The sequence below is a fragment of the Candidatus Amarolinea aalborgensis genome (genome assembly GCF_900491745.1).
Lineage (GTDB): Bacteria > Chloroflexota > Anaerolineae > SSC4 > Amarolineaceae > Amarolinea > Amarolinea aalborgensis.
In genome coordinates this window covers 138,900-157,959 of the sequence record NZ_UETR01000008.1, presented here as the reverse complement: position 1 = coordinate 157,959, position 19,060 = coordinate 138,900, and the positions used below count along the sequence as shown (strand labels likewise).

General features: G+C 54.8%; 20 protein-coding genes and 3 pseudogenes. All 23 read left to right on the top strand.

What is annotated here, in order from left to right:
• Positions 1–12 precede the first annotated feature (12 nt).
• The 23 genes and pseudogenes from ACPQ6D_RS12890 to ACPQ6D_RS12780 all read left to right on the top strand — a co-directional run bounded on the left by ACPQ6D_RS12890 (position 13) and on the right by ACPQ6D_RS12780 (position 19,057).
• Positions 13–477: a hypothetical protein gene (locus ACPQ6D_RS12890; RefSeq protein ID WP_423224797.1), complete on the top strand. Its 465-nt coding sequence runs from the start codon at positions 13–15 to the stop codon at positions 475–477.
• A 189-nt stretch (positions 478–666) separates the two neighbouring features.
• Positions 667–984, top strand: a complete 318-nt coding sequence (locus ACPQ6D_RS12885; protein WP_423224737.1) for a hypothetical protein — start codon at positions 667–669, stop codon at positions 982–984.
• The gene (locus ACPQ6D_RS12880) at positions 962–1,426 is read left to right on the top strand and encodes a putative toxin-antitoxin system toxin component, PIN family (protein WP_423224736.1); all 465 of its coding nucleotides are present in this window, start codon (positions 962–964) and stop codon (positions 1,424–1,426) included. The genes ACPQ6D_RS12885 and ACPQ6D_RS12880 overlap by 23 nt, the downstream gene beginning before the upstream one ends.
• A pseudogene (locus ACPQ6D_RS12875) lies at positions 1,423–1,725 on the top strand (ATP-binding cassette domain-containing protein); the annotation flags it as partial. The gene ACPQ6D_RS12880 and the pseudogene ACPQ6D_RS12875, both read left to right, overlap by 4 nt.
• A gap of 80 nt (positions 1,726–1,805) precedes the next feature.
• The gene (locus ACPQ6D_RS12870; RefSeq protein WP_423224735.1) at positions 1,806–2,033 is read left to right on the top strand and encodes a DUF433 domain-containing protein; all 228 of its coding nucleotides are present in this window, start codon (positions 1,806–1,808) and stop codon (positions 2,031–2,033) included.
• A gap of 18 nt (positions 2,034–2,051) precedes the next feature.
• The gene (locus ACPQ6D_RS12865) at positions 2,052–2,417 is read left to right on the top strand and encodes a DUF5615 family PIN-like protein (RefSeq protein ID WP_423224734.1); all 366 of its coding nucleotides are present in this window, start codon (positions 2,052–2,054) and stop codon (positions 2,415–2,417) included.
• 4 nt (positions 2,418–2,421) lie between these two features.
• Positions 2,422–3,118 (top strand): annotated as a pseudogene (locus ACPQ6D_RS12860) (ABC transporter ATP-binding protein); the annotation flags it as partial.
• A gap of 64 nt (positions 3,119–3,182) precedes the next feature.
• On the top strand, positions 3,183–3,452 hold the full coding sequence (locus tag ACPQ6D_RS12855; RefSeq protein ID WP_423224733.1) for a hypothetical protein: 270 nt from the start codon (positions 3,183–3,185) through the stop codon (positions 3,450–3,452).
• Between the two features lie 6 nt (positions 3,453–3,458).
• Complete coding sequence (locus ACPQ6D_RS12850) at positions 3,459–3,854, top strand: type II toxin-antitoxin system PemK/MazF family toxin (RefSeq protein ID WP_423224732.1); 396 nt, start codon at positions 3,459–3,461, stop codon at positions 3,852–3,854.
• Positions 3,851–4,714: pseudogene (locus ACPQ6D_RS12845) on the top strand (ABC transporter ATP-binding protein); the annotation flags it as partial. The gene ACPQ6D_RS12850 and the pseudogene ACPQ6D_RS12845, both read left to right, overlap by 4 nt.
• Before the next feature lie 92 nt (positions 4,715–4,806).
• On the top strand, positions 4,807–5,301 hold the full coding sequence (locus ACPQ6D_RS12840) for a hypothetical protein (protein ID WP_423224731.1): 495 nt from the start codon (positions 4,807–4,809) through the stop codon (positions 5,299–5,301).
• A complete protein-coding gene (locus ACPQ6D_RS12835; RefSeq protein WP_423224730.1) occupies positions 5,298–5,669 on the top strand; it encodes a hypothetical protein in 372 nt (123 codons plus the stop codon). Before ACPQ6D_RS12840 ends, ACPQ6D_RS12835 begins: the two co-directional genes overlap by 4 nt.
• Positions 5,666–7,039, top strand: a complete 1,374-nt coding sequence (locus ACPQ6D_RS12830) for an ABC transporter ATP-binding protein (RefSeq protein ID WP_423224729.1) — start codon at positions 5,666–5,668, stop codon at positions 7,037–7,039. Before ACPQ6D_RS12835 ends, ACPQ6D_RS12830 begins: the two co-directional genes overlap by 4 nt.
• On the top strand, positions 7,023–8,570 hold the full coding sequence (locus tag ACPQ6D_RS12825) for a methyltransferase domain-containing protein (RefSeq protein ID WP_423224728.1): 1,548 nt from the start codon (positions 7,023–7,025) through the stop codon (positions 8,568–8,570). Before ACPQ6D_RS12830 ends, ACPQ6D_RS12825 begins: the two co-directional genes overlap by 17 nt.
• Positions 8,567–9,166 (top strand): acyltransferase, encoded by a 600-nt coding sequence (locus tag ACPQ6D_RS12820; protein ID WP_423224727.1) that lies wholly within the window; start codon positions 8,567–8,569, stop codon positions 9,164–9,166. The genes ACPQ6D_RS12825 and ACPQ6D_RS12820 overlap by 4 nt, the downstream gene beginning before the upstream one ends.
• Positions 9,102–10,451 carry a glycosyltransferase gene (locus ACPQ6D_RS12815; protein ID WP_423224726.1) on the top strand — a complete coding sequence of 450 codons (1,350 nt, stop codon included), beginning with the start codon at positions 9,102–9,104 and terminating at the stop codon, positions 10,449–10,451. The genes ACPQ6D_RS12820 and ACPQ6D_RS12815 overlap by 65 nt, the downstream gene beginning before the upstream one ends.
• Positions 10,426–11,685, top strand: a complete 1,260-nt coding sequence (locus ACPQ6D_RS12810) for a glycosyltransferase family 2 protein (RefSeq protein WP_423224725.1) — start codon at positions 10,426–10,428, stop codon at positions 11,683–11,685. Before ACPQ6D_RS12815 ends, ACPQ6D_RS12810 begins: the two co-directional genes overlap by 26 nt.
• A complete protein-coding gene (locus tag ACPQ6D_RS12805) occupies positions 11,682–13,133 on the top strand; it encodes a glycosyltransferase family 39 protein (RefSeq protein ID WP_423224724.1) in 1,452 nt (483 codons plus the stop codon). Before ACPQ6D_RS12810 ends, ACPQ6D_RS12805 begins: the two co-directional genes overlap by 4 nt.
• A 43-nt stretch (positions 13,134–13,176) precedes the next feature.
• Positions 13,177–14,622 (top strand): hypothetical protein, encoded by a 1,446-nt coding sequence (locus ACPQ6D_RS12800; protein WP_423224723.1) that lies wholly within the window; start codon positions 13,177–13,179, stop codon positions 14,620–14,622.
• Positions 14,623–15,897: a glycosyltransferase gene (locus tag ACPQ6D_RS12795; protein ID WP_423224722.1), complete on the top strand. Its 1,275-nt coding sequence runs from the start codon at positions 14,623–14,625 to the stop codon at positions 15,895–15,897.
• Between the two features lie 5 nt (positions 15,898–15,902).
• Positions 15,903–17,105, top strand: a complete 1,203-nt coding sequence (locus ACPQ6D_RS12790; protein ID WP_423224721.1) for a DegT/DnrJ/EryC1/StrS family aminotransferase — start codon at positions 15,903–15,905, stop codon at positions 17,103–17,105.
• A gap of 18 nt (positions 17,106–17,123) precedes the next feature.
• Positions 17,124–17,825: a class I SAM-dependent methyltransferase gene (locus tag ACPQ6D_RS12785; protein WP_423224720.1), complete on the top strand. Its 702-nt coding sequence runs from the start codon at positions 17,124–17,126 to the stop codon at positions 17,823–17,825.
• Complete coding sequence (locus ACPQ6D_RS12780; protein WP_423224719.1) at positions 17,822–19,057, top strand: glycosyltransferase family 4 protein; 1,236 nt, start codon at positions 17,822–17,824, stop codon at positions 19,055–19,057. The genes ACPQ6D_RS12785 and ACPQ6D_RS12780 overlap by 4 nt, the downstream gene beginning before the upstream one ends.
• The last annotated feature ends 3 nt before the right edge of the window (positions 19,058–19,060 follow it).

Genomic DNA, 19,060 nt, shown 5'->3' with positions numbered 1-19,060 from the left:
TTCATCCACCCCATGACCGACATCGCCATCCGCGTCGAGAACCTCTCCAAGCTCTACACCATCGGCCTCGCCCAGCAGCGCCACGACACCCCTTCGACACGGCTCAGGACAGGCCTGCGCGACGCCCTGGTAAACGCTTTGCCACGAATCCTTCGGCCCGGCTCAGGACAGGTTCCACGAATTTCACGAAAAGGAAATGCTAATTCGTCTAATTCGAGTCATTCGTGGCAAAAAGAAGGCAGCAATTCGTCTGATTCGCGTAATTCGTGGCAAGAAAGCACCTACCTCTGGGCCCTGCGCGACGTCTCCTTCGAGGCCTGCCCTGAGTGCAATCGAAGGGTGCAGCGCGGCGAGGTCGTCGGCGTCCCTTCGACGGAGCTCAGGGCAGGCTCCAGCGGCATGGTCGTGCGCCTGGCCTTCGCCGTCGTCGCCCACCTGGAGCCGGAGATCCTGCTGGTGGATGAGAGCCTGTCCTGAGCAAGTCGAAGGATGCTGGCGGTGGGGGATGCGCAGTTTCAGTGAAAGTGCTGTCCATGGTAAAATGTCGGAGTGCTTGCTGGTGCTCTGCGGTGCAGTATCGCCGCCGATGGCGTCAGCAATGGCCCTGCAAATCGTTGAGGCAACTATGACATCTCAGATACACGCGTTGCGAACAAGGTTTGAGCGATGACCACGACATTGTCAATCTCGGAAGCTGCCGCCGCCTACGGCACTGCCGTCGCGGATTTGCAACAGCCACTAATCCTGCAACAAGAGGGGCAACCGTTGGCGGTCATGGTTTCCTTCGAGGAATACCAACATTGGCGCGCATTGGCGGCCGATGAGGCTCAACGCCGCCTTGCAGGCTGGAGAGCGCTGGAAGAGTTGTTGGAGGAAGTTCACCGGCGACCCAGCGACTACACAGCCGAACAGATCGAGGCTGAAATCACTGTGGCGCGTTCAGAGGTCAGAGAGGTACGCAATGACCATCGTCGTGGTCATTGATACTAGCGTTTGGGTCTCAGCATTCTTGAACCCAGAAGGCTTCCCTGCGCGCTTGATCCACGCCGGAAAGACTGGTAGCTTCTCGATCATTAGCTCGTTGCCGATGCTGGAGGAGTTGTATGAAGTCCTGCTGAGACCCCGGATCATGAAGATGCGCCGTTCCACAGAGACAGAGGTAGACGCTTACCTGGCAAGCGTTGCCGCTGTGGTGCAACTGGTTCCGGTCTCAGGAGAACTCAGGCTCTGCCGAGACCCTAACGACGACATCATTCTGGAAACGGCGGTTCAAGGCAAGGCAGCGTATGCAGTCAGTCGCGACGAGGACATGACCCGTGATTTGGACCTGATAGACGCTCTGCGTGAGAGGGGCATTGAAACGATCACTGTTCAACGTCTGATCGATCGTCTACGACTGGATACTTCTAGGGCTGGACGCCCATGACCGACATCGCCATCCGTGTCGAGAACCTCTCCAAGCTCTACACCATCGGCCGCGCCCAGCAGCGCCACGACACCCTGCGCGACGCTCTGGTGAACGCCCTGCCACGAATTTCACGAAAAGGACAAGCTAATTCGTCTAATTCGAGTAATTCGTGGCAAGAAGAAACCAACCTGTGGACGCTCAAGGATGTCTCCTTCGAGGTGAAGCAGGGCGAGGTCGTCGGCGTGATCGGCCGCAACGGCGCGGGCAAGTCCACCCTGCTCAAGATCCTCTCCCGCATCACCGAGCCGACCAGCGGGGTGGGCGTATGTACGGGTTAACGCTCCGTGTTGTGTTGAACGAGCGAATCGAGTACAATCAGTCGAAGGAGTTGAATCAAATGACGAAACTTGACCGCATCACTGTGGATCCGCGCGTGTGTCTAGGTCAGCCAACGGTACGCGGAATGCGCATCTCGGTGAGCGTTATCCTCAAAATGCTGGCAGGCGGCAAGTCCCTCCAGGATGTGCTTGACGCCTACCCAGAACTCGAAACCGAGGACGTTCGCCAGGCGATGCAGTTCGCAGCGTGGGTGGTGGCAGACCAAGTTCAAATGGTTCCGGCTTAACAATCTATGACGCTATCCTTGCGTTTTATTGCTGACATGAATCTCTCCCCGCTCACCGTGAATGACCTGCGAAGAGATGGGTGGGAAATTGTCCGCGTTTCGGACTTTCTCCCGGCTGACGCCTCCGATGACAAAATTCTGGCGTGGACACGCAGCCAAGATAGCGTCCTGATTACCCAAGACCTGGACTTCTCTACGTTACTGGCTTTGGCGGGTTTCTTGCGTCCGAGCCTTATCACGCTGCGCCTCTCGAATACCGATCCTGGTGTTGTTACCTCGCGTCTCAGGCGCATCATCGCCCAAATAGAGCAAGCCCTTCGTGAAGGCAGCGCCGTCACCGTTGATGATATCAACGTGCGCATCCGCCGGCTACCCATTCGTTAACACTATGTCTGACATCGCCATCCGCGTCGACAACCTGAGCAAACTCTACCACATCGGCCGCGCCCAAGAACGCCACGACACATTGCGTGACGCGCTGGTAAATGCTTTGCCACGAATTTCACGAATTCCACGAAAGGGAAAGGAAAATTCGTCAAATTCGAGCCATTCGTGGCAAGAAAGCACCGATCTCTGGGCGCTCAAAGACGTCTCCTTCGAGGTGCAGCGCGGCGAGGTGGTGGGCGTGATCGGCCGCAACGGCGCGGGGAAGTCCACCCTGCTGAAGATCCTCTCCCGCATCACCGAGCCGACCAGCGGTCGGGCCGAGACCTGTCCTGAGCAGCGTCGAAGGATCCACGGCCGGGTCGGCTCCTTGCTGGAGGTGGGCACCGGCTTCCACCCGGAGCTGACGGGTCGCGAGAACATCTACCTGAACGGCGCGATCCTGGGCATGCGGCGGACCGAGATCGAGCGCAAGTTCGATGAGATCGTGGCCTTCGCCGAGACGCCGTCCTGAGCGCAGCCGAAGGATCGAGCGCTTCCTGGATACGCCGGTGAAGCGCTACCCTTCGACGTTGCTCAGGGCAGGCTCCAGCGGCATGTACGTGCGCCTGGCCTTCGCGGTGGCCGCGCACCTGGAGCCGGAGATCCTGCTGGTGGATGAGGTGCTGGCGGTGGGGGACGCGCAGTTTCAGAAGAAGTGCTGGTCATGGTAGAATATGGACATGATCGCGCTTGGCAGGCTGGTAGCCAGCGAGGAGACGGAGAATGATTGCAGTAAAAGCACTGTATCGAGCGGGCGAAGTCGAATTCTTGGAACCCCCTCCCGCGTTGGCGCAGACGCCGGTGATCGTCGTTTTTCTTGATCCGGAAAGAGTCGAGATAGGCCTCGCGCCCACGGTCGAGCAACTGGACGCCATGGATTGGGGAGAGCCGATGGATGCCGAGGGCGCGCAGATGTTGGTTGCGCTGCACGAGGAACTGGCGCCGTATCGGATAGCGGCGACCCAAGCCGGGGATCCAGATACGGAGGCATGACAGGGTATGGCACAAGAACCCATCCGGCGCGGCGATGTTTATTGGGTTGTCTATGCTTTTCCTCATGAGAAAGCTTCACCCATGACGGGCAACGATGATCTCGACAAACAAAGACCGATCCTGATCCTGCAGAACATCGAAGACAACGGGAATCTCTACTATCCGCTTGTACAAGCGGCGCCCATCACCACACAGAAGGCAGAGCGCGTCTACGCGCAGGATGTATTGTTGCCGGCCGGAGAGGCCAACCTACAGCGCACCTCGAAGGTATTGCTGGGCCTGACACAGCCTTTCCTGAAGACGCATCTTGGGCAACGCTTGGGCAGTCTGTCGCCTGCCAGGATGCGCGAGGTGGACGCCAAGCTGCTGCGACTGTTTGGACTTTTGCAAAAACGCCCATGACCGACATCGCCATCCGCGTCGAGAACCTCTCCAAGCTCTACACCATCGGCCGCGCCCAGCAGCGCCACGATACCCCTTCGACACGGCTCAGGACAGGCCTGCGCGATGCGCTGGTAAACGCCTTGCCACGAATCCTTCGGCCCGGCTCAGGACAGGTTCCACGAATTTCACGAAAAGGAAACGCTAATTCGTCTAATTCGCGTAATTCGTGGCAAGAAGAAACTAACCTGTGGGCGCTCAAGGACGTCTCCTTCGAGGCCTGCCCTGAGTGCAATCGAAGGATGCAGCGCGGCGAGGTCGTCGGCGTCCCTTCGACGAAGTTTACACTGAGCGCAGTCGAAGTGCTCAGGGCAGGGATCGGCCGCAACGGCGCGGGCAAGAGCACGGCTCCCTTCGACGCAGCTCAGGGCAGGGCTGAAGATTCTCTCGCGCATCACCGAGCCGACCAGCAGCCGCGCCGAGACCTGTCCTGAGCAACGTCGAAGGATCCACGGCCGCGTCGGCTCACTGCTGGAAGTGGGCGCCGGCTTCCACCCGGAGCTGACCGGCCGCGAGAACATCTACCTGAACGGCGCGATCCCTTCGGCAGGCTCAGGGCAGGCCTGGGGATGCGGCGGACCGAGACCTGTGCTGAGTTCAGTCGAAGCATCGAGCGCTTCCTGGACACGCCGGTGAAGCGCTACCCTTCGACAGAGTTTACACTGAGCGCAGTCGAAGTGCTCAGTGCAGGCTCCAGCGGCATGGTCGTGCGCCTGGCCTTCGCCGTCGCCGCGCATCCTTCGACAGGCTCAGGACGGCGCCTGGAGCCAGAGACCTGTCCTGAGCAACCTCGAAGGATCTTGCTGGTGGATGAGAGCCTGCCCTGAGCAAGTCGAAGGGTGCTGGCGGTGGTGGACGCGGCGCACGAGAGGTCTGGGGTCTTTTAGGTCTGAAAGCAGAGTGGAGTATAATCATGGCGCCAGCAAGAACTCCTAGTCTGACCTTGCTGGATCACACGATCACGCCCCAGATGGGGCGCGAGATCATACAGAAGGCGGCCAATGCTGGCTGGGGCGCCCATCTGTTGCGATGGCGTTACTTCGATGTGCAGCGTGAGAACGTACTCTATCACCGCAACGCGCTCGTTCCTTCTGGCTTGTGGCACCTGCTAAAACGGATCTACGTTGATCAAGACTGGCCAGCAGGTACCAGTCAAGAGGATCTGGCTGCCGACATCGCGGCCACCATCCAAAACGCCAGCACTGAGATCTACGTCTATGGCTACTATCGCACCGATCCGCCCCGGTTGCAGTGGGGCTTCCTGAACCCGCAGACCGGCATCGCTGTCGTTTTTTACGACATGGAAGCCGATCTGATTGCAACTATCTTCAAGCCCGAGGAAGGCGCTTTGTTCTTTGAGCGCCAGATCGATGCGGTGAAAATCAACCGAACGGAGTGGAATGTATGAACGGGCAAGAGATGGAACGACTGGTTCACAAATACTACGGCTACGTGGCCGATTTGGAAGGCTCTGGGGTCGAAGCATTAGACTTGCTCTTTGTGCGCGACAAGATCCAGCAACTTCTGGACGCGAGCGGGCCAGAGGAGCAGATACCCCTCCCGCTCTTCGAGCAGATCCACGACCTGGATCGAGCATTGTGGGCTGAGAGCGAGACCTTTCGCATGGTTGTTGGCGATCGGGAGCTACAACATGCCCGGCGCCAGCAGCGCAGCCCGCGCTCGCACTGGTGGTGGTACCTGGACGAGTTGAAGATAGCGCCGCAGTCAGGTCCAAAACCACGCAGCCATATCGCACCTGTGCTGGTCACTGCATGACCGACATCGCCATCCGCGTCGAGAACCTCTCCAAGCTCTACACCATCGGCCGCGCCCAGCAGCGCCACGACACGCTGCGCGATGCGCTGGTGAGTTCCCTGCCACGAATCCTTCGGCCCGGCTCAGGACAGGTTCCACAAATTGCACGAAAGGGGAAAGATAATTCGTCCAATTCGAGTCATTCGTGGCAAAAAGAAGGCAGTAATTCGTCTAATTCGCGTAATTCGTGGCAAGAAAGCACCGACCTCTGGGCCCTGCGCGACGTCTCCTTCGAGGTGCAGCGCGGCGAGGTCGTCGGCGTGATCGGCCGCAACGGTGCGGGGAAGAGCACGCTGCTCAAGATCCTCTCCCGCATCACCGAGCCGACGGGCGGCCGCGCCGAGATCCACGGCCGGGTGGGCTCCCTGCTGGAGGTGGGCACCGGCTTCCACCCCGAGCTGACCGGCCGCGAGAACATCTACCTCAACGGCGCGATCCTGGGGATGCACCGGCACGAAATCGAGCGCAAGTTCGACGAGATCGTCGCCTTCGCCGAGATCGAGCGTTTCCTGGACACCCCCGTCAAGCGCTACAGCAGCGGCATGTACGTGCGCCTGGCCTTCGCCGTCGCCGCCCACCTGGAGCCGGAGATCCTGCTGGTGGATGAGGTGTTGGCGGTGGGGGACGCCGAATTCCAGAAGAAATGCTTGGGGAAGATGGGGTCTGCGGCGCAGGAAGGACGTACAGTTCTGTTTGTGAGTCACAACATGGCCGCGGTTCAAGCGTTGTGCGAGCGTGGCGTACTACTTAAGGCAGGCACCGTCATCTGCGACTCATCTGTATCGGTCGCCATTGTGAAGTACCTTGGGGAACGCAATGACAGAGTAACGGAGTATTTGTTTGCAGACACTGAGAGGGAAGGGAATGGAAGGGCACACATTGCTAGGTTTCGCATTTTGGACAAACTAGGCAATCCAGTGCCTGAACTACCACAAGGAGAAGGGGTCGTTTTCGAGTTTCTAATGGAGTCTTCCGACGATTTACCGGGGATCGATCTTCAGATTGCTGTCTTCTCACAGACACTGGGTCCTGTTTGCCACTTTTCAAGCAGCGTTTCCGGGTTTACGTACAATGGTTCAAGAGATCGCACAATCATCAGATGCACGGTACCAAAACTTGGCCTTTTGCCGGGACAGTATTTTCTCAATCTTGCCATCTACGATTCGCGTTCCTGGGACTGTATCGATCGGTTAGTTTCGGCAGCGTCTTTCAGTGTAGCCCAAGCAGATGTGTTTGGAACCGGGCGTTCACCGAATCCTAAAGCAGGGGTCTGCTTTTTTAGTGCGTACTGGGACGAGAGGGATATTGCGAGCCATGATGCACCTAATTGACAGCACCCAACAGATGTCTGAATTCGTTGACCCAATTCGCCTTGCAGGATTCGATTCGTCGGCGGACGTGTTTTCATTAGATGGTCGGGTTATTCGATGTTTTCGACAAGGCAAAGGTGAGCTATCTAGACAGGTTTTTCAGACTTGTGCGCACTATCGTTTGTTTCAACACGGAATCGTCGAAACACGCGAACTATCACAATTGTCATGGAACGGAGCCGCCTATGATCTGATCCTGGAGCATGAGAGGATTGCGTTCATCAGCTATCCACATGAATGGTCACCCACAATGTTGCAGGATGCAGCCATATTGCACGTCGACCTGTTTATGAAGCTTGCTCCTTTGGGGCTCACGATTAAGGATTGGCATCCATACAATATCCTGTTCAAGGGCCCCTGTCCGATTTTCGTGGACTTTGCGTCGCTTGTTCCATTCAACCATCTCCCGTCCGAAGAATACCTGAATCCGCCGAGCCCTCCGCACAGGTTGGCCTTGTTCTGGGACATAAACGCTGTGTACCTTTATGAAATGTATAGCCGCATGTGTGTGCCTTATTTCTTGCTGCCGCTCTACCTTATGGAGCGCGGACAACACCAACAGGCGCGGCTGCGCCTGATCGAGACGGCACTTAATGCTCGCGATGATATCCTGGGTGAAGACGAAGTCTTCAGTCGCGGCTCTAGGGAGCGGCGCAAATACCGCGTCAAAGGCTGGGCCAAGAAACTCGCCCTTGTGCAAGCAGGCCATCAAAAATCGGCCTTCTTCAGACTTCTCCGAAGAGAGATACGGTCGCGAACAGTTGAGCTTTCCGCCAGTTCGTATTCTGAATACTACCTGGCAAAGAACGAGGCTTTCAGTTACACGCCTTCCGACGAATGGACTGGTAAGCAATGGGCGGTTTTTGACGCCCTTAGCAGCTACCAACCCAAGACAGTCCTTGATCTGGCATGCAACACGGGCTGGTTCTCAATCCTTGCCGCCAAGATGGGATGCGATGTAGTTGCAGTTGACATTGATGAGGCGTGTGTAGACATTTTGTATCGGCGAGCCAAACAGGAAGCTCTCTCTATTCTACCACTTGTGATTGATCTGCTGCACTTTCCGGACGACATGATGCCGCTGCCTCATATGGTCAAGTACAATTCCACAGATGATTCCAAAGAATCGTCGCTGTTTCCTGCAGCGTCAAAACGACTCAGATGTGACATGGTGCTTGCTCTGGCCATTGTTCACCATCTAACCCTGGGGCACGGGCTAAGCTTCGACGAAGTTGCGGAGCTCCTGGCGAGATTTACTAAGTGTTGCCTGGTTGTTGAATTTGTGGCCATGGACGACACATTGATTGCTGATAACCCGGGATTCTTTCCCTCTCTTTGTCGCAATCGGAGCAGCTTCGATGGGTATACTCTTGAAGGCTTCATTTCCGCGCTGAGCCACTTGTTTAGGGTCACTGAAATTCGACCATCATCGAGCGGTTCGCGTACCGTTCTTGTCTGTGAGCGGCAGCAGGACAGGTCTGGATTGCTATGATTCAAGAATTAGCTCTTGCCGAGCTTGGCGCGTGGACTTATAAACATTTGGCCTGGCGCGGCGCGTGGCGCCTGCGTCAATGGACTATCAGGCGCCAGTTACGTGCTGTTCAATACGTAGGGCAGGGCGTTGAAGTGTTCGGACCCATTCACTTACAGAACGCAGGGCATATTGAAATCGGGGATCACGTTGAACTACGATCATCGTGGCACCGCCCGATGAGTCTGGTCGTCGTGAGGCCGGAAGCCCGGCTGGTGATTGAGGAGCGTGCCTTCATCAACTGGGGCGTCAATATCGGCGTTGTAAATGAAGTCATCATTGGCGCACATTCGTTGATTGGCGATGATTGCATTATCTATGACACGGACTGGCATAGCAGCGATGGTTTGCAGCATCAAGCCCTGGGGATGCCGACCCGAATCGGCCGCGGCGTGTGGCTGGGCGCTCGAGTCGTCGTGTTGAAGGGTGTGACGATTGGGGACAATACTGTGGTAGCAGCAAATTCGACGGTGACTTGCGATTTGCCTTTCAATGTCCTGGCATCCGGTAATCCAGCACGTGTGGTTCGAGACATCAGTCGCCAGGCTGTTGCCTAATATGGCTCGAATTCTTGTTGTGTCTAGCTCGGTTCCTTCGTCAGCCGGATCAGGTTCCGAGACACGAGATTTTTACTTGTCGAAAGAGCTGGCTCGAGAACATGCCGTCACGTTACTAATGCCCCTGTATACCGAAAATGACTTACTTCGGGCTCATGAGCTTTCGTGTTTCTGCGATATTGAAACATACCATGCCCCCCAGCCCGCGAATACTCTTCTACGGCGTCTGGATTGGTCATTCCAACATCGTATCCCAGTAAGAAGATTAAGTCGTCGGTTAATAGGCCCACCTCTGTTGACGCAGGAGCTTCAGCCAATCGTGCCAATTATACGTCACCAGTTATTGCGTCTCCAATCTTTGGACTTTGACCTTATGCATATCTCTCAAAGCCAATTAGCTGCAGCTCTAGTTAAGGTCCCTAAACCGGTGCCTTTGGTTGTTGATTGGCATAATGTATTCAGTCAATACTATCAGCGACTAGCCCGTCATACTGACAACATTGCTGCTCGGATTGGTCACAAAATCGAAGAAAGCCGTACTCGACATTATGAGTATCGAGTACTCCAGTCCAGCCAAAGTGCCTTGGCAGTCTCCGCTATTGATGCTAGTTACCTCCGCAAGCTATCGCGCTCTGTCAACATAACCCTCATACCAAATGGGGTCGATTGCACCTACTTCTGCAATCAGACATCGCCCGAGATTGAGGAGAATTGCATCGTCTTCACGGGCACAATGGATTATCAACCCAACATCGAAGGAGTCACGTTTTTCTGTGCCCAAGTACTTCCAATTCTGATCCGGAGTATACCAACCATTAGGTTGATCATTGTAGGTACTCGACCAACCGAGCAGGTAAAGCAGCTTGAACATCGGTATCCAGCGAACGTATCTGTAACGGGGACAGTACCAGATGTTCGCCCTTATCTTCAGCGAGCCGCGCTCTGCGTAGTACCCCTCTTAAATGGAGGAGGAACAAGACTGAAGATTCTAGAGGCAATGGCAATGCAGAAGGCCGTCGTATCAACTTCTGTAGGGACAGAAGGGCTAGATACAACAAATAGCCTAAATATCCTGATTGCAGATAGTCCAGAAACCTTTGCAGAGAGCGTTTTGCTATTGCTAACCAACACTCAGCTTAGGGATCGCATTGCTGAACAGGGACGATTACTGGTAGAGGGCCGATATGATTGGAAACAGATTGGATACAAGCTAAGTCAAACCTATCAGGATACAATTAACCAGAATAGGGCCCTGACGGATGGCAAGAAACATTTCTCAAAGTAACCCCATGGTTTCCGTGATCATTCCTGCTTTCAACGCTGAGCGGTTCCTTCGGGCTACTCTAGATAGCGTATTTGCGCAGAGTCTCAAGGACTTCGAGGTAATACTTATTGATGATGGCTCAGTGGATCGAACCAGAGAAGTAGCCACGTCATATTCTGAAGTACGATATCATTACCAGCCTAACCAAGGACCGGCTACTGCGCGCAATAACGGACTAAAGCTATCCCACGGCGACTATCTTGCATTTCTCGATGCAGATGATGTCTGGCACAAAGACATGTTGTCTTCTTGCATACATGTTTTTGAGCAACACCCAGAACTAGGTGCAGTCCACACCAACTGGTTGCCGATAGACAATCATGGGGAACAGATCAGACAAGCAAGTGGCTGGCAGCCTTGGACTGGTAATATCTTTTCAAGACTGCTTATTGATATTCCTTTCAATTCCTCATGTATTCTCTGGAAACATGAATGCTATAATGCCATAGGTGGGTTTGATGTTACGCCTGAAATTAACGACGACTGGCTGAATTGGCTTAGAATCGCTCATTTGGGATATGAGTTTGGCTGTGTAGAGACCCCACTTACATACGTCCGTGTTCACGAGAATAGTTTGACGCATCGTCAGAATGCACGCATCATCCAGTGGCGTATTCGCGCTCTTAATGATATCTCGCGGGAGTCGGTTATATCCGATGATGTCAAAAAACGCGCATATGGTCGGATATACTGGCTTATGGCACTCAACGCGCTGTTGGAGGATGATTGTGTGTCTGCGGGTCAAGCATTTCAGGATGCAGTACAAAATGACCCTTCCATTCAGTATCTCTTTGAGACTTACTATGCTATCGCATTTTGTGGCAATGGTTTTCTTGGCTCAGAGAAAATCATAGGATTTCGGTTCGATAGAGCTGAACAGAACTTATCTTGTATGTTGCAGAGGAATATATTCTCCTCTGCAACGCCGTATCGCATAACAGCCGCATTTGCTCTCATGAGCCTTGCAAGAATTGCATATGGAATGTCAAGTCAAGATGCCGGTATGACTAAGCTTGGCCGTCAATATCTGTGGCGTTCCATTGCGACGAACCCAACACTTTCATGGGTTGTGCAGAATGCATTTTGGGTCTTGCGTATTCTGCTTGGTATGCGCCTAGTTAGTGTTTTTGCCAGTTTTCATTCTGGGTTTGGACTCAAGGCGGACTTATTCAGCGACGATAGCGTGCCTCAATGAACGACCGCATAGAGCTAACACGTGAAAACCGCTATCGGATTGGTGCCAGCAGCATCATACTGCTCGGATTTGCACTCCGGCTTTTCCAATTAGGATTTGACAGTCTCTGGAATGACGAAGCTGGTCAAGTGCTGGCAGCCTTAGCATCTTCAATCGAAGACATGATCGAGATTGAGCGAACTCACGTTATGGCGATGCCTCTTGATTACCTCGTGACTCGTCTAGCCAGTTCATTGGGTATAACAGAGTTCGTCTTGCGTTTGCCTTCGGTTTTTTGGGGCATGTTGGCAATCAGTCTTGTGTTTTCATTTCTGAAGTCTTGCAATAGGCCGAATGAAGGGCTAATTGCTGCAGTGTTACTTGGAATATCAGTGACACACATCCACTATTCGCAAGAAGTACGATTCTACTCATCTCTTGTTTTCTTTTATCTTTTGTCAACGTATCTGTTGCTTAAGGGTTTGGCTAAGCCGTCCGTGACTGGATTCCTTGTTACTGCGGTGATTACGTCGATAGGTGCATACTTTCATCCATTTGTGCTTCTGTCATTGCTAAACGGTTATGTGTATCTCTTACTCGATTTGCGGGATAGAAGAACAAAGAGGAATGTTCTCCAGTTGGCAGTGTTGTCCATTGTCATTTTCGCGATGTTCCTTCCTGGATATTTGTACTTTGATCGGCCCAAAATGCCATTTCTTGTGTTGGAGTTTGGCGGCTCGTTGTTTGATTCGATTGCGCGCGGAATCGGTTGGGACTTGACGCCCTTGGGTGTTGTTCTTGGGTTGTTAGGAATCATAGGCCTACTGTCACTTAGGCTTCGTGATAGAATCATTGTCGCGACTGTTGTAGCCACAATGATTCAAATTCCCATTATTATTGCCGCGGTGTACATAAAGGGCTATTGGTTTGCGCCCAGGCAAATTGTGCATCTTCTTCCAGTTTTTTCTATGTTGACAGCCATCGGACTTGTCACACTGTTCTCTCATATACCGCGATCAACTGGCTTATCTCGAACAAACGCGTTTGGTTATGGCGCAACAGGTGTGCTGACTGCTCTCATTTTCATGCTAACCGCCTCCCATCTCTCTGATTATTATCGCTGGAACAAAAGTAACGGGAGAGAAGTTGCTTATCAAATTGCACAAGAATCAAGAGCAAAAAGCTGTATTCTTATCGCTCCGGGTTATGAGACTGTGATCTATCAGTTCTATTTTTCGCACCTCTTTGATCGTCCTGACCTCATTCGGGATCTTCATCCGATCAATGGTGACATTACGAATCTGACTTCCGATTGTCATGGTCAGACAATCTTTCTCGCAATATCACGGAAATCAAATGAGCAATATCAAGACGAAATCGCTCATTTGGGCTTTGATGTAATCGGTCCTCAATTGAAAACTCAATCGGAGTCAGCGCATCTTCTTTACGAACTTGTGCCAAGATACTGAAATCATGAGACGATACCTACAAAGTTGTACAGTCCGATCTGGGATGTGCCTGCTTTACAACGCATTGACAGTGTTCGCTTGTTTAATCACCTTCGAAGTTCAAGTTTCTGCCCAATCGTCTGTTATTTGGTCATCTCCGAGCAAAGTTGCCGAAAACGCCAGCGCACAGGTGAGTGTCGGCGATTCCTCCGGCGCGCTTCACCTCTTCTACGTTGAAGGATGGTACGACACCGAAGCGGGACCGGGTAACCAGGCAATCATGTACCAACGCAGCGATGATAACTCTTGGTCTGTGGCTACTGACATCATCGTTAGTCCAAACAGGACGAGCATTACGCTGGATGGTGTGGTTGTCGATCGTGACGGTTACTTGCAAGTACTCTGGAACGATGAGCAGACGTTATATCTCAGCACTGCACACGCCACTGCTGCCGGCGATCCGCGATCATGGCAGACATCTCCCGTACTCAGAGGACCAACACCCATTGCAGATATCTCGCAAGACGCCAATGGCAAGCTCCATGTCGCAGTCCGATCAGACCTTTTTACCGTCAGCTATCTGAGCCTCGCGGAAAGGGAGGCTGCATGGACCGACCTTGTGCAGATTGATACAGTTGCCAATACCGAACAGTACGCAATTGGCGGCGTCCAGTTGGCCTTGTCATCTCCTGAAACTATTCACATGACGTGGTTCCAAACAGCGGCTGAGGTGAACTGGAATTTCTGGTCGGTCTGGTATGCGCGATCTGACGATGGAGGCGAAACTTGGTCCAAAAAGGAAGAGATAGCAACTCCCCGCTTCGGTGCATCGGATATTGCAGTGGACTCGCAAGGCAATGTTCACCTGGTGTATGGTCGCAACATCGGTTACCCTGATGGGAGATGGTACCAGTGGTCTCAGGATGGTGGGGACACATGGTCAGAACCGGCGCTGCTGTTCCCGCAGTTCGAATCTGCCAGCGGCGACACAGGCGGCTATGGCTTTGCCACAGACAGCGCCGGTGTCCTGCATATGGTAAATTCGTTCGGAGACGTAAGTGGCGAAGCCAGAGCTTATCATCTTGAGTGGGTCGGAGACCATTGGTCGTCTCCGCAATTGCTGATGGAGAAGCATGCGCATTCTCCGCGGCTTGTCACAACTCTCGGCAATCACCTGAACTTTATGGTATTTGCTGCTCGCGATCACGAAATCTGGGCACGAAGTGCTATCGCCGATGCGCCTGCCGTGGAGCCGGTTGCCGTTCCCCAAGAGTCTGCGAATACTCCCGCAAGCCAGGAGATGGGTGTGGTTGAAGCGACAGCCACTTTGGAATACTCTACCACTGTGGCAGCAATTGCTGAAGCAAGTGTTCCGACTGCCTTCAATGCACAAGAGCCACGTAGCCAGACGACCAATGTTACGCCCTTGCTTGTTAGTGTGCTACTGGCCTTCGTGGTGATTGGATCTGTCGTTCTTTTCCAATTGACAAAGACGAGACGTCGTATTTAGATGCGAGTAGAAACCGGCCCGGCTATCTTCTCTAGGTCGGAAATGATGTCGATGCCCAGTGTCAGTGTCATCATCCCCTGCTATAACCACGCCCACTACCTGCCGTACGCGCTGCGCAGCGTCCTGGCCCAGACATTCGCCGACTGGGAAGCCATCATCGTGGACGACGGTTCCACCGACAACACGCCGGAAGTAGCGGCGCAGTTCATCGACCTGCGCATCCGCTACATCTATCAAGAAAATCGAGGGTTGTCGGCGGCGCGCAACTCCGGCATCCAGGCGGCGCAAGGCGCATACCTGGCTTTTCTTGACGCAGATGATGAGTGGGAAATCGATTTCCTGGCGCGGTGTATTGAAGCCTTGGCTTCCAGTCCTGATTTAGTCGGTGTTTACACGTTGTGTAGTTATTCCGACTCGACCGGGCAGCATCTGCCGAAAGTAGGCGGCCATTGCACTGCAGGATCCGAATTCCGAACACACAACCTTGAGGGTGGGTTCTTTCCCGTCCATGCAGCGCTAGTGCGAGCCCGTGTAGTCCGGGAAGTCGGCCAATTTGACGAGAGTCTCACCAGCGAAGAAGACTGGGACCTCTGGTTCCGTGTCAGCGAGCGAGGAAGAATGCTTTGTGTGCCCCTTCCGTTGGCCCGTTATCGGGTTTACCCAGGTAGCATGTCCACCAATGCAGCCCGTATGCACGCGAATGCTGTGGCTGTGTTGACGAAGTATTTGGGGCCACCGGAAGGAAACCCCGCATTCTGGCATCCTGATAAACGCCGCGGCTATGCCTTTGCGTACCGCGCCGCTGCCTTTGGCTACATCGCTCAGCAGGAGACAGATGAGGGTTGGCGTTACCTCCAGCAGGCCGTCGAGACCGAGCCGGGCCTATTGCAACGCCTGGACACCTTCTACGAACTAGCTCTGGGCGACCAGCCACGCGGCTACCGCGGCGAGGCCACGCAGGTGGACATCGCTGCTAACGGCGCAGAGATGCTGCGGCGGCTGGATATCCTTTTTGCCTCCGCCATCACGCCAGTGCAGTCATTGAAAGGCGAAGCTTACGGCAACACCTATCTGGCCCTGGCCATGCTCAGCGACCAGGCTGGCTGTTGGCAGGAAGCGCGTGGATATTTGTTGCGAGCAATCAAGCACAATCCGAGGCTGGTGTCTCCTTCTGTGGTTCGCCGATTGCTCAAGCTGTACCTCGGTTCAACTGCTGTGCGCCGGATCAAATCTCTTACCCGAGCCAGCAGTAACCAGGACCCACAAAGAGTGTGATAAGGATGACAGCGTCGTTGGCAATAGATGGTGGGCAGCCGGTGCGCGACAGTTTTCTTGTCTTCGGCAAGCCTTGCCTGGGCGAAGAGGAAGAGCGTGAGGTGCTCGATACGCTGCGCTCCGGATGGATTGGCACCGGGCCAAAAGCGCTCCGGTTTGAGCAGATGTTCGCCGAATATGTGGGCTGCAAACACGCGCTGGCCGTCAATTCGGCCACCGCAGCGTTGCACCTTAGCCTCTTGGCAGCCGGCATCAAACCTGGCGACGAAGTCATCACCTCTCCATTGACATTCGCAGCGACTGCCAACGTAGCCATCCATGCTGGGGCGCGGCCGGTGTTCGCGGATATTGATCCTGCAACACTTAACATTGCCCCGGAGAACATCGAACGGGCAATCACCGGTCGCACGCGTGCGATAATTGTCGTTCATTTCGGCGGTCTCCCATGCCAAATGGCCGAGATCATGGAGATCGCCCGCCAACACAATTTGACGCTGGTTGAAGACGCTGCACACGCTGTCGGAGCACGCTACAACGGTCGCCTGATCGGCAACCTGGGCAATCTGGCATGTTTTAGCTTCTATGCCAACAAGAACCTTACTACGGCCGAGGGCGGTATGGTGACCACCGACGACGATGCCATGGCCGAGCGTATCGCCGTCTATCGGCTGCACGGGCTCAGCCGGCATGCCTGGCAGCGCTACGCGTCACGCCGGCTCATGCTCAGCGACGCCATCTACCCCGGCTACAAGTACAACATGCCCGACCTTCTTGCCTCACTGGGCATCCACCAACTGCGGCGCGTTGAAGACGGTCTCCTGACTCGTGAGCGTTATGCTCGCGTGTACGATGAGGCATTCGCAGAGATACCGGGCGTCAGACTCCAGCCACGGCCTGGCGATGGTCTTAACCGGCATGGCCTGCACCTTTACGTGCTGGTGCTTGACTTGGCGCACTTCCGGGTGTCCCGCAATCAGATCATCGACAGCCTGTTAGCCGAGAATATTGGCGCGGCTTTGCACTACCGGGCGCTGCACATGCACCCCTACTATCGGGACACTTTTGGATATGAGCCAGAGGACTTTCCAGCGGCTGCGTCCGTGGGGGAAAGTATCCTTTCGTTACCTTTGACCCCGTGCATAAGTGAACAGGACGCGGCTGACGTCATCGAAGCAGTCCGCAAGGTTTTAGCCGGCTATCGCAGATGAAGACACAGGATACGAAACATGGAGAAGAAGCAGAAGAACCTACTAACAAGGGGTCGCCGCATGGCAGGACGCTGGAAAGGTGCGCTTATGTCCCAAATGAAGGCAGGTGTTTACGCTTTGGCTTACAGGGGGCTGCTACCGGCGACATGGCGTCAGCGACTCATCGCGCAGTTCTGGGAGAACAACGCAGCCGCCATCCACGCTCAATGGGGCAGCGGACGAGGCGACCATGCAGTGTTGGGTGAGGTGTTGAAGCGGTACGCGCCCGTTTCCCTGCTGGATGCCGGCTGCGGCTCAGGACGTCTGTTCTCTCTTTATCAGGAGTGTGGCGTCCGGTACATAGTGGGTACTGACATCTCAGAGGCTGCTTTGGAGATTGCTCGCAACGACTTTCCAGGCATCGATCTGCAATGTGTGAGTTTGCAAGATCTGACCTTTGCGGATAACACGTTTGATTTCTGTGTCTGCAACCGCGTCCTGCAGCATGTGCCACCCCAGGATATCTGTGCAGTCGTTGCCAACCTGGCGCGTATCAGCCAATGGGTGTACGTCAATGAGCTAACGCAGAGCGATGATATGGCTCAGGCCTTCTTCATGAGAATGCACGACTATGAAGCGCTCTTCGGCGAAGCCGGCATGATCCCGGTTGAGAATGGGCTGATCGGCAAGCAGACCTACACCATGTTTGGTCGCGGCGAACTTCCCGCGGAGCGCGCATGAAGCTTCTTTTCATCTCCAACTTTTATCCGCCCCATCACCTCGGTGGCTACGAACTCCTCTGCCAAGAGATTGCCACCCATCTGGCGCGGCGAGGGCACCAGGTGTATGTGCTCACCAGCAGACACGGCGCTACGCCCGATGAGCACGAACCTGGCATTTTCCGGCGGCTATTCCTGCAGAGCGATGTGCATTACTACCATCCCCAACAGATACTCCGCTACCTTCCGGATCGGCGCGCCAACCGCAATTCCGTGCGCGAAGTGCTCGCCGCAGTCCAACCGGATTTCGCTGTCGTTTGGGGAATGTGGAACCTATCGTGGTCAGTAGCCGCTGAAGCGGAGACAGTGATGGGATCGCGGGTTGCCTATTACCTCAACAACGCGTGGCCGATGGACCCCAGCCCGCATGAGGCGTATTGGTCGAGCCATGGCAATAGGCGACTGGGACGGACGTTCTTACGTGTCCTGCGCGGGCCCGTGGCGTGGCTCTTGCAGGAAGAATGGCTTCCCTGCAAGCTTCGCTTGGAACACGTCGCCGTGTGCAGCCTCGCCACCAAGGAACAACTGCGCCAGGCAGGACTAAACACCGACCACTACCGCGTCATCTATCACGGCATTGACATTGCCGCGTATCGTCAGGCCGCAGTTGCACGGCAGCGCGCGGCAGACGATGCAGTGCTGCGTGTCGTGTTTGTAGGCAGCCTGCTGCCGCAGAAAGGCGTACACACCGCGATCGAGGCGATGGGCCTGCTATCACAAACGCATCCTACTTTGCCGGTGTCGCTTGACATCCTAGGCGCCGGCCATCCTGATTATGAGGATCGACTGCACCGCATGGTTGCCGAGTTCTCCCTTGCCGACCGCGTGACGTTCCACAAGCCGATTCCGAGGTCGCAACTGCCCGCTTTCCTGGCAGAGTACGACGCGCTGGTCCTGCCATCGATCTGGGAGGAGCCGATGGCGCTCATCTCACAGGAAGCGATGGCTGCTGGCCTGGTGCTGATCGGCACCCTGACCGGGGGCACCAAGGAGATACTGGTGGAAGGCGAGAATGGGCTCACCTTTCCGCCCGAGGGATCGCGCGCGCTGGCAGCGCAAATTCAGAGATTGATGGAGGATTCTGCGCTGCGGCATAATCTATCGGAAGCCGGGCAGGCGACCGCCGAAGCCCGGTTCGCTTTGGAGCGGACTTTGAGCGAATTGGAATCGTCCTGGACACAGACCAGTACTTAGACC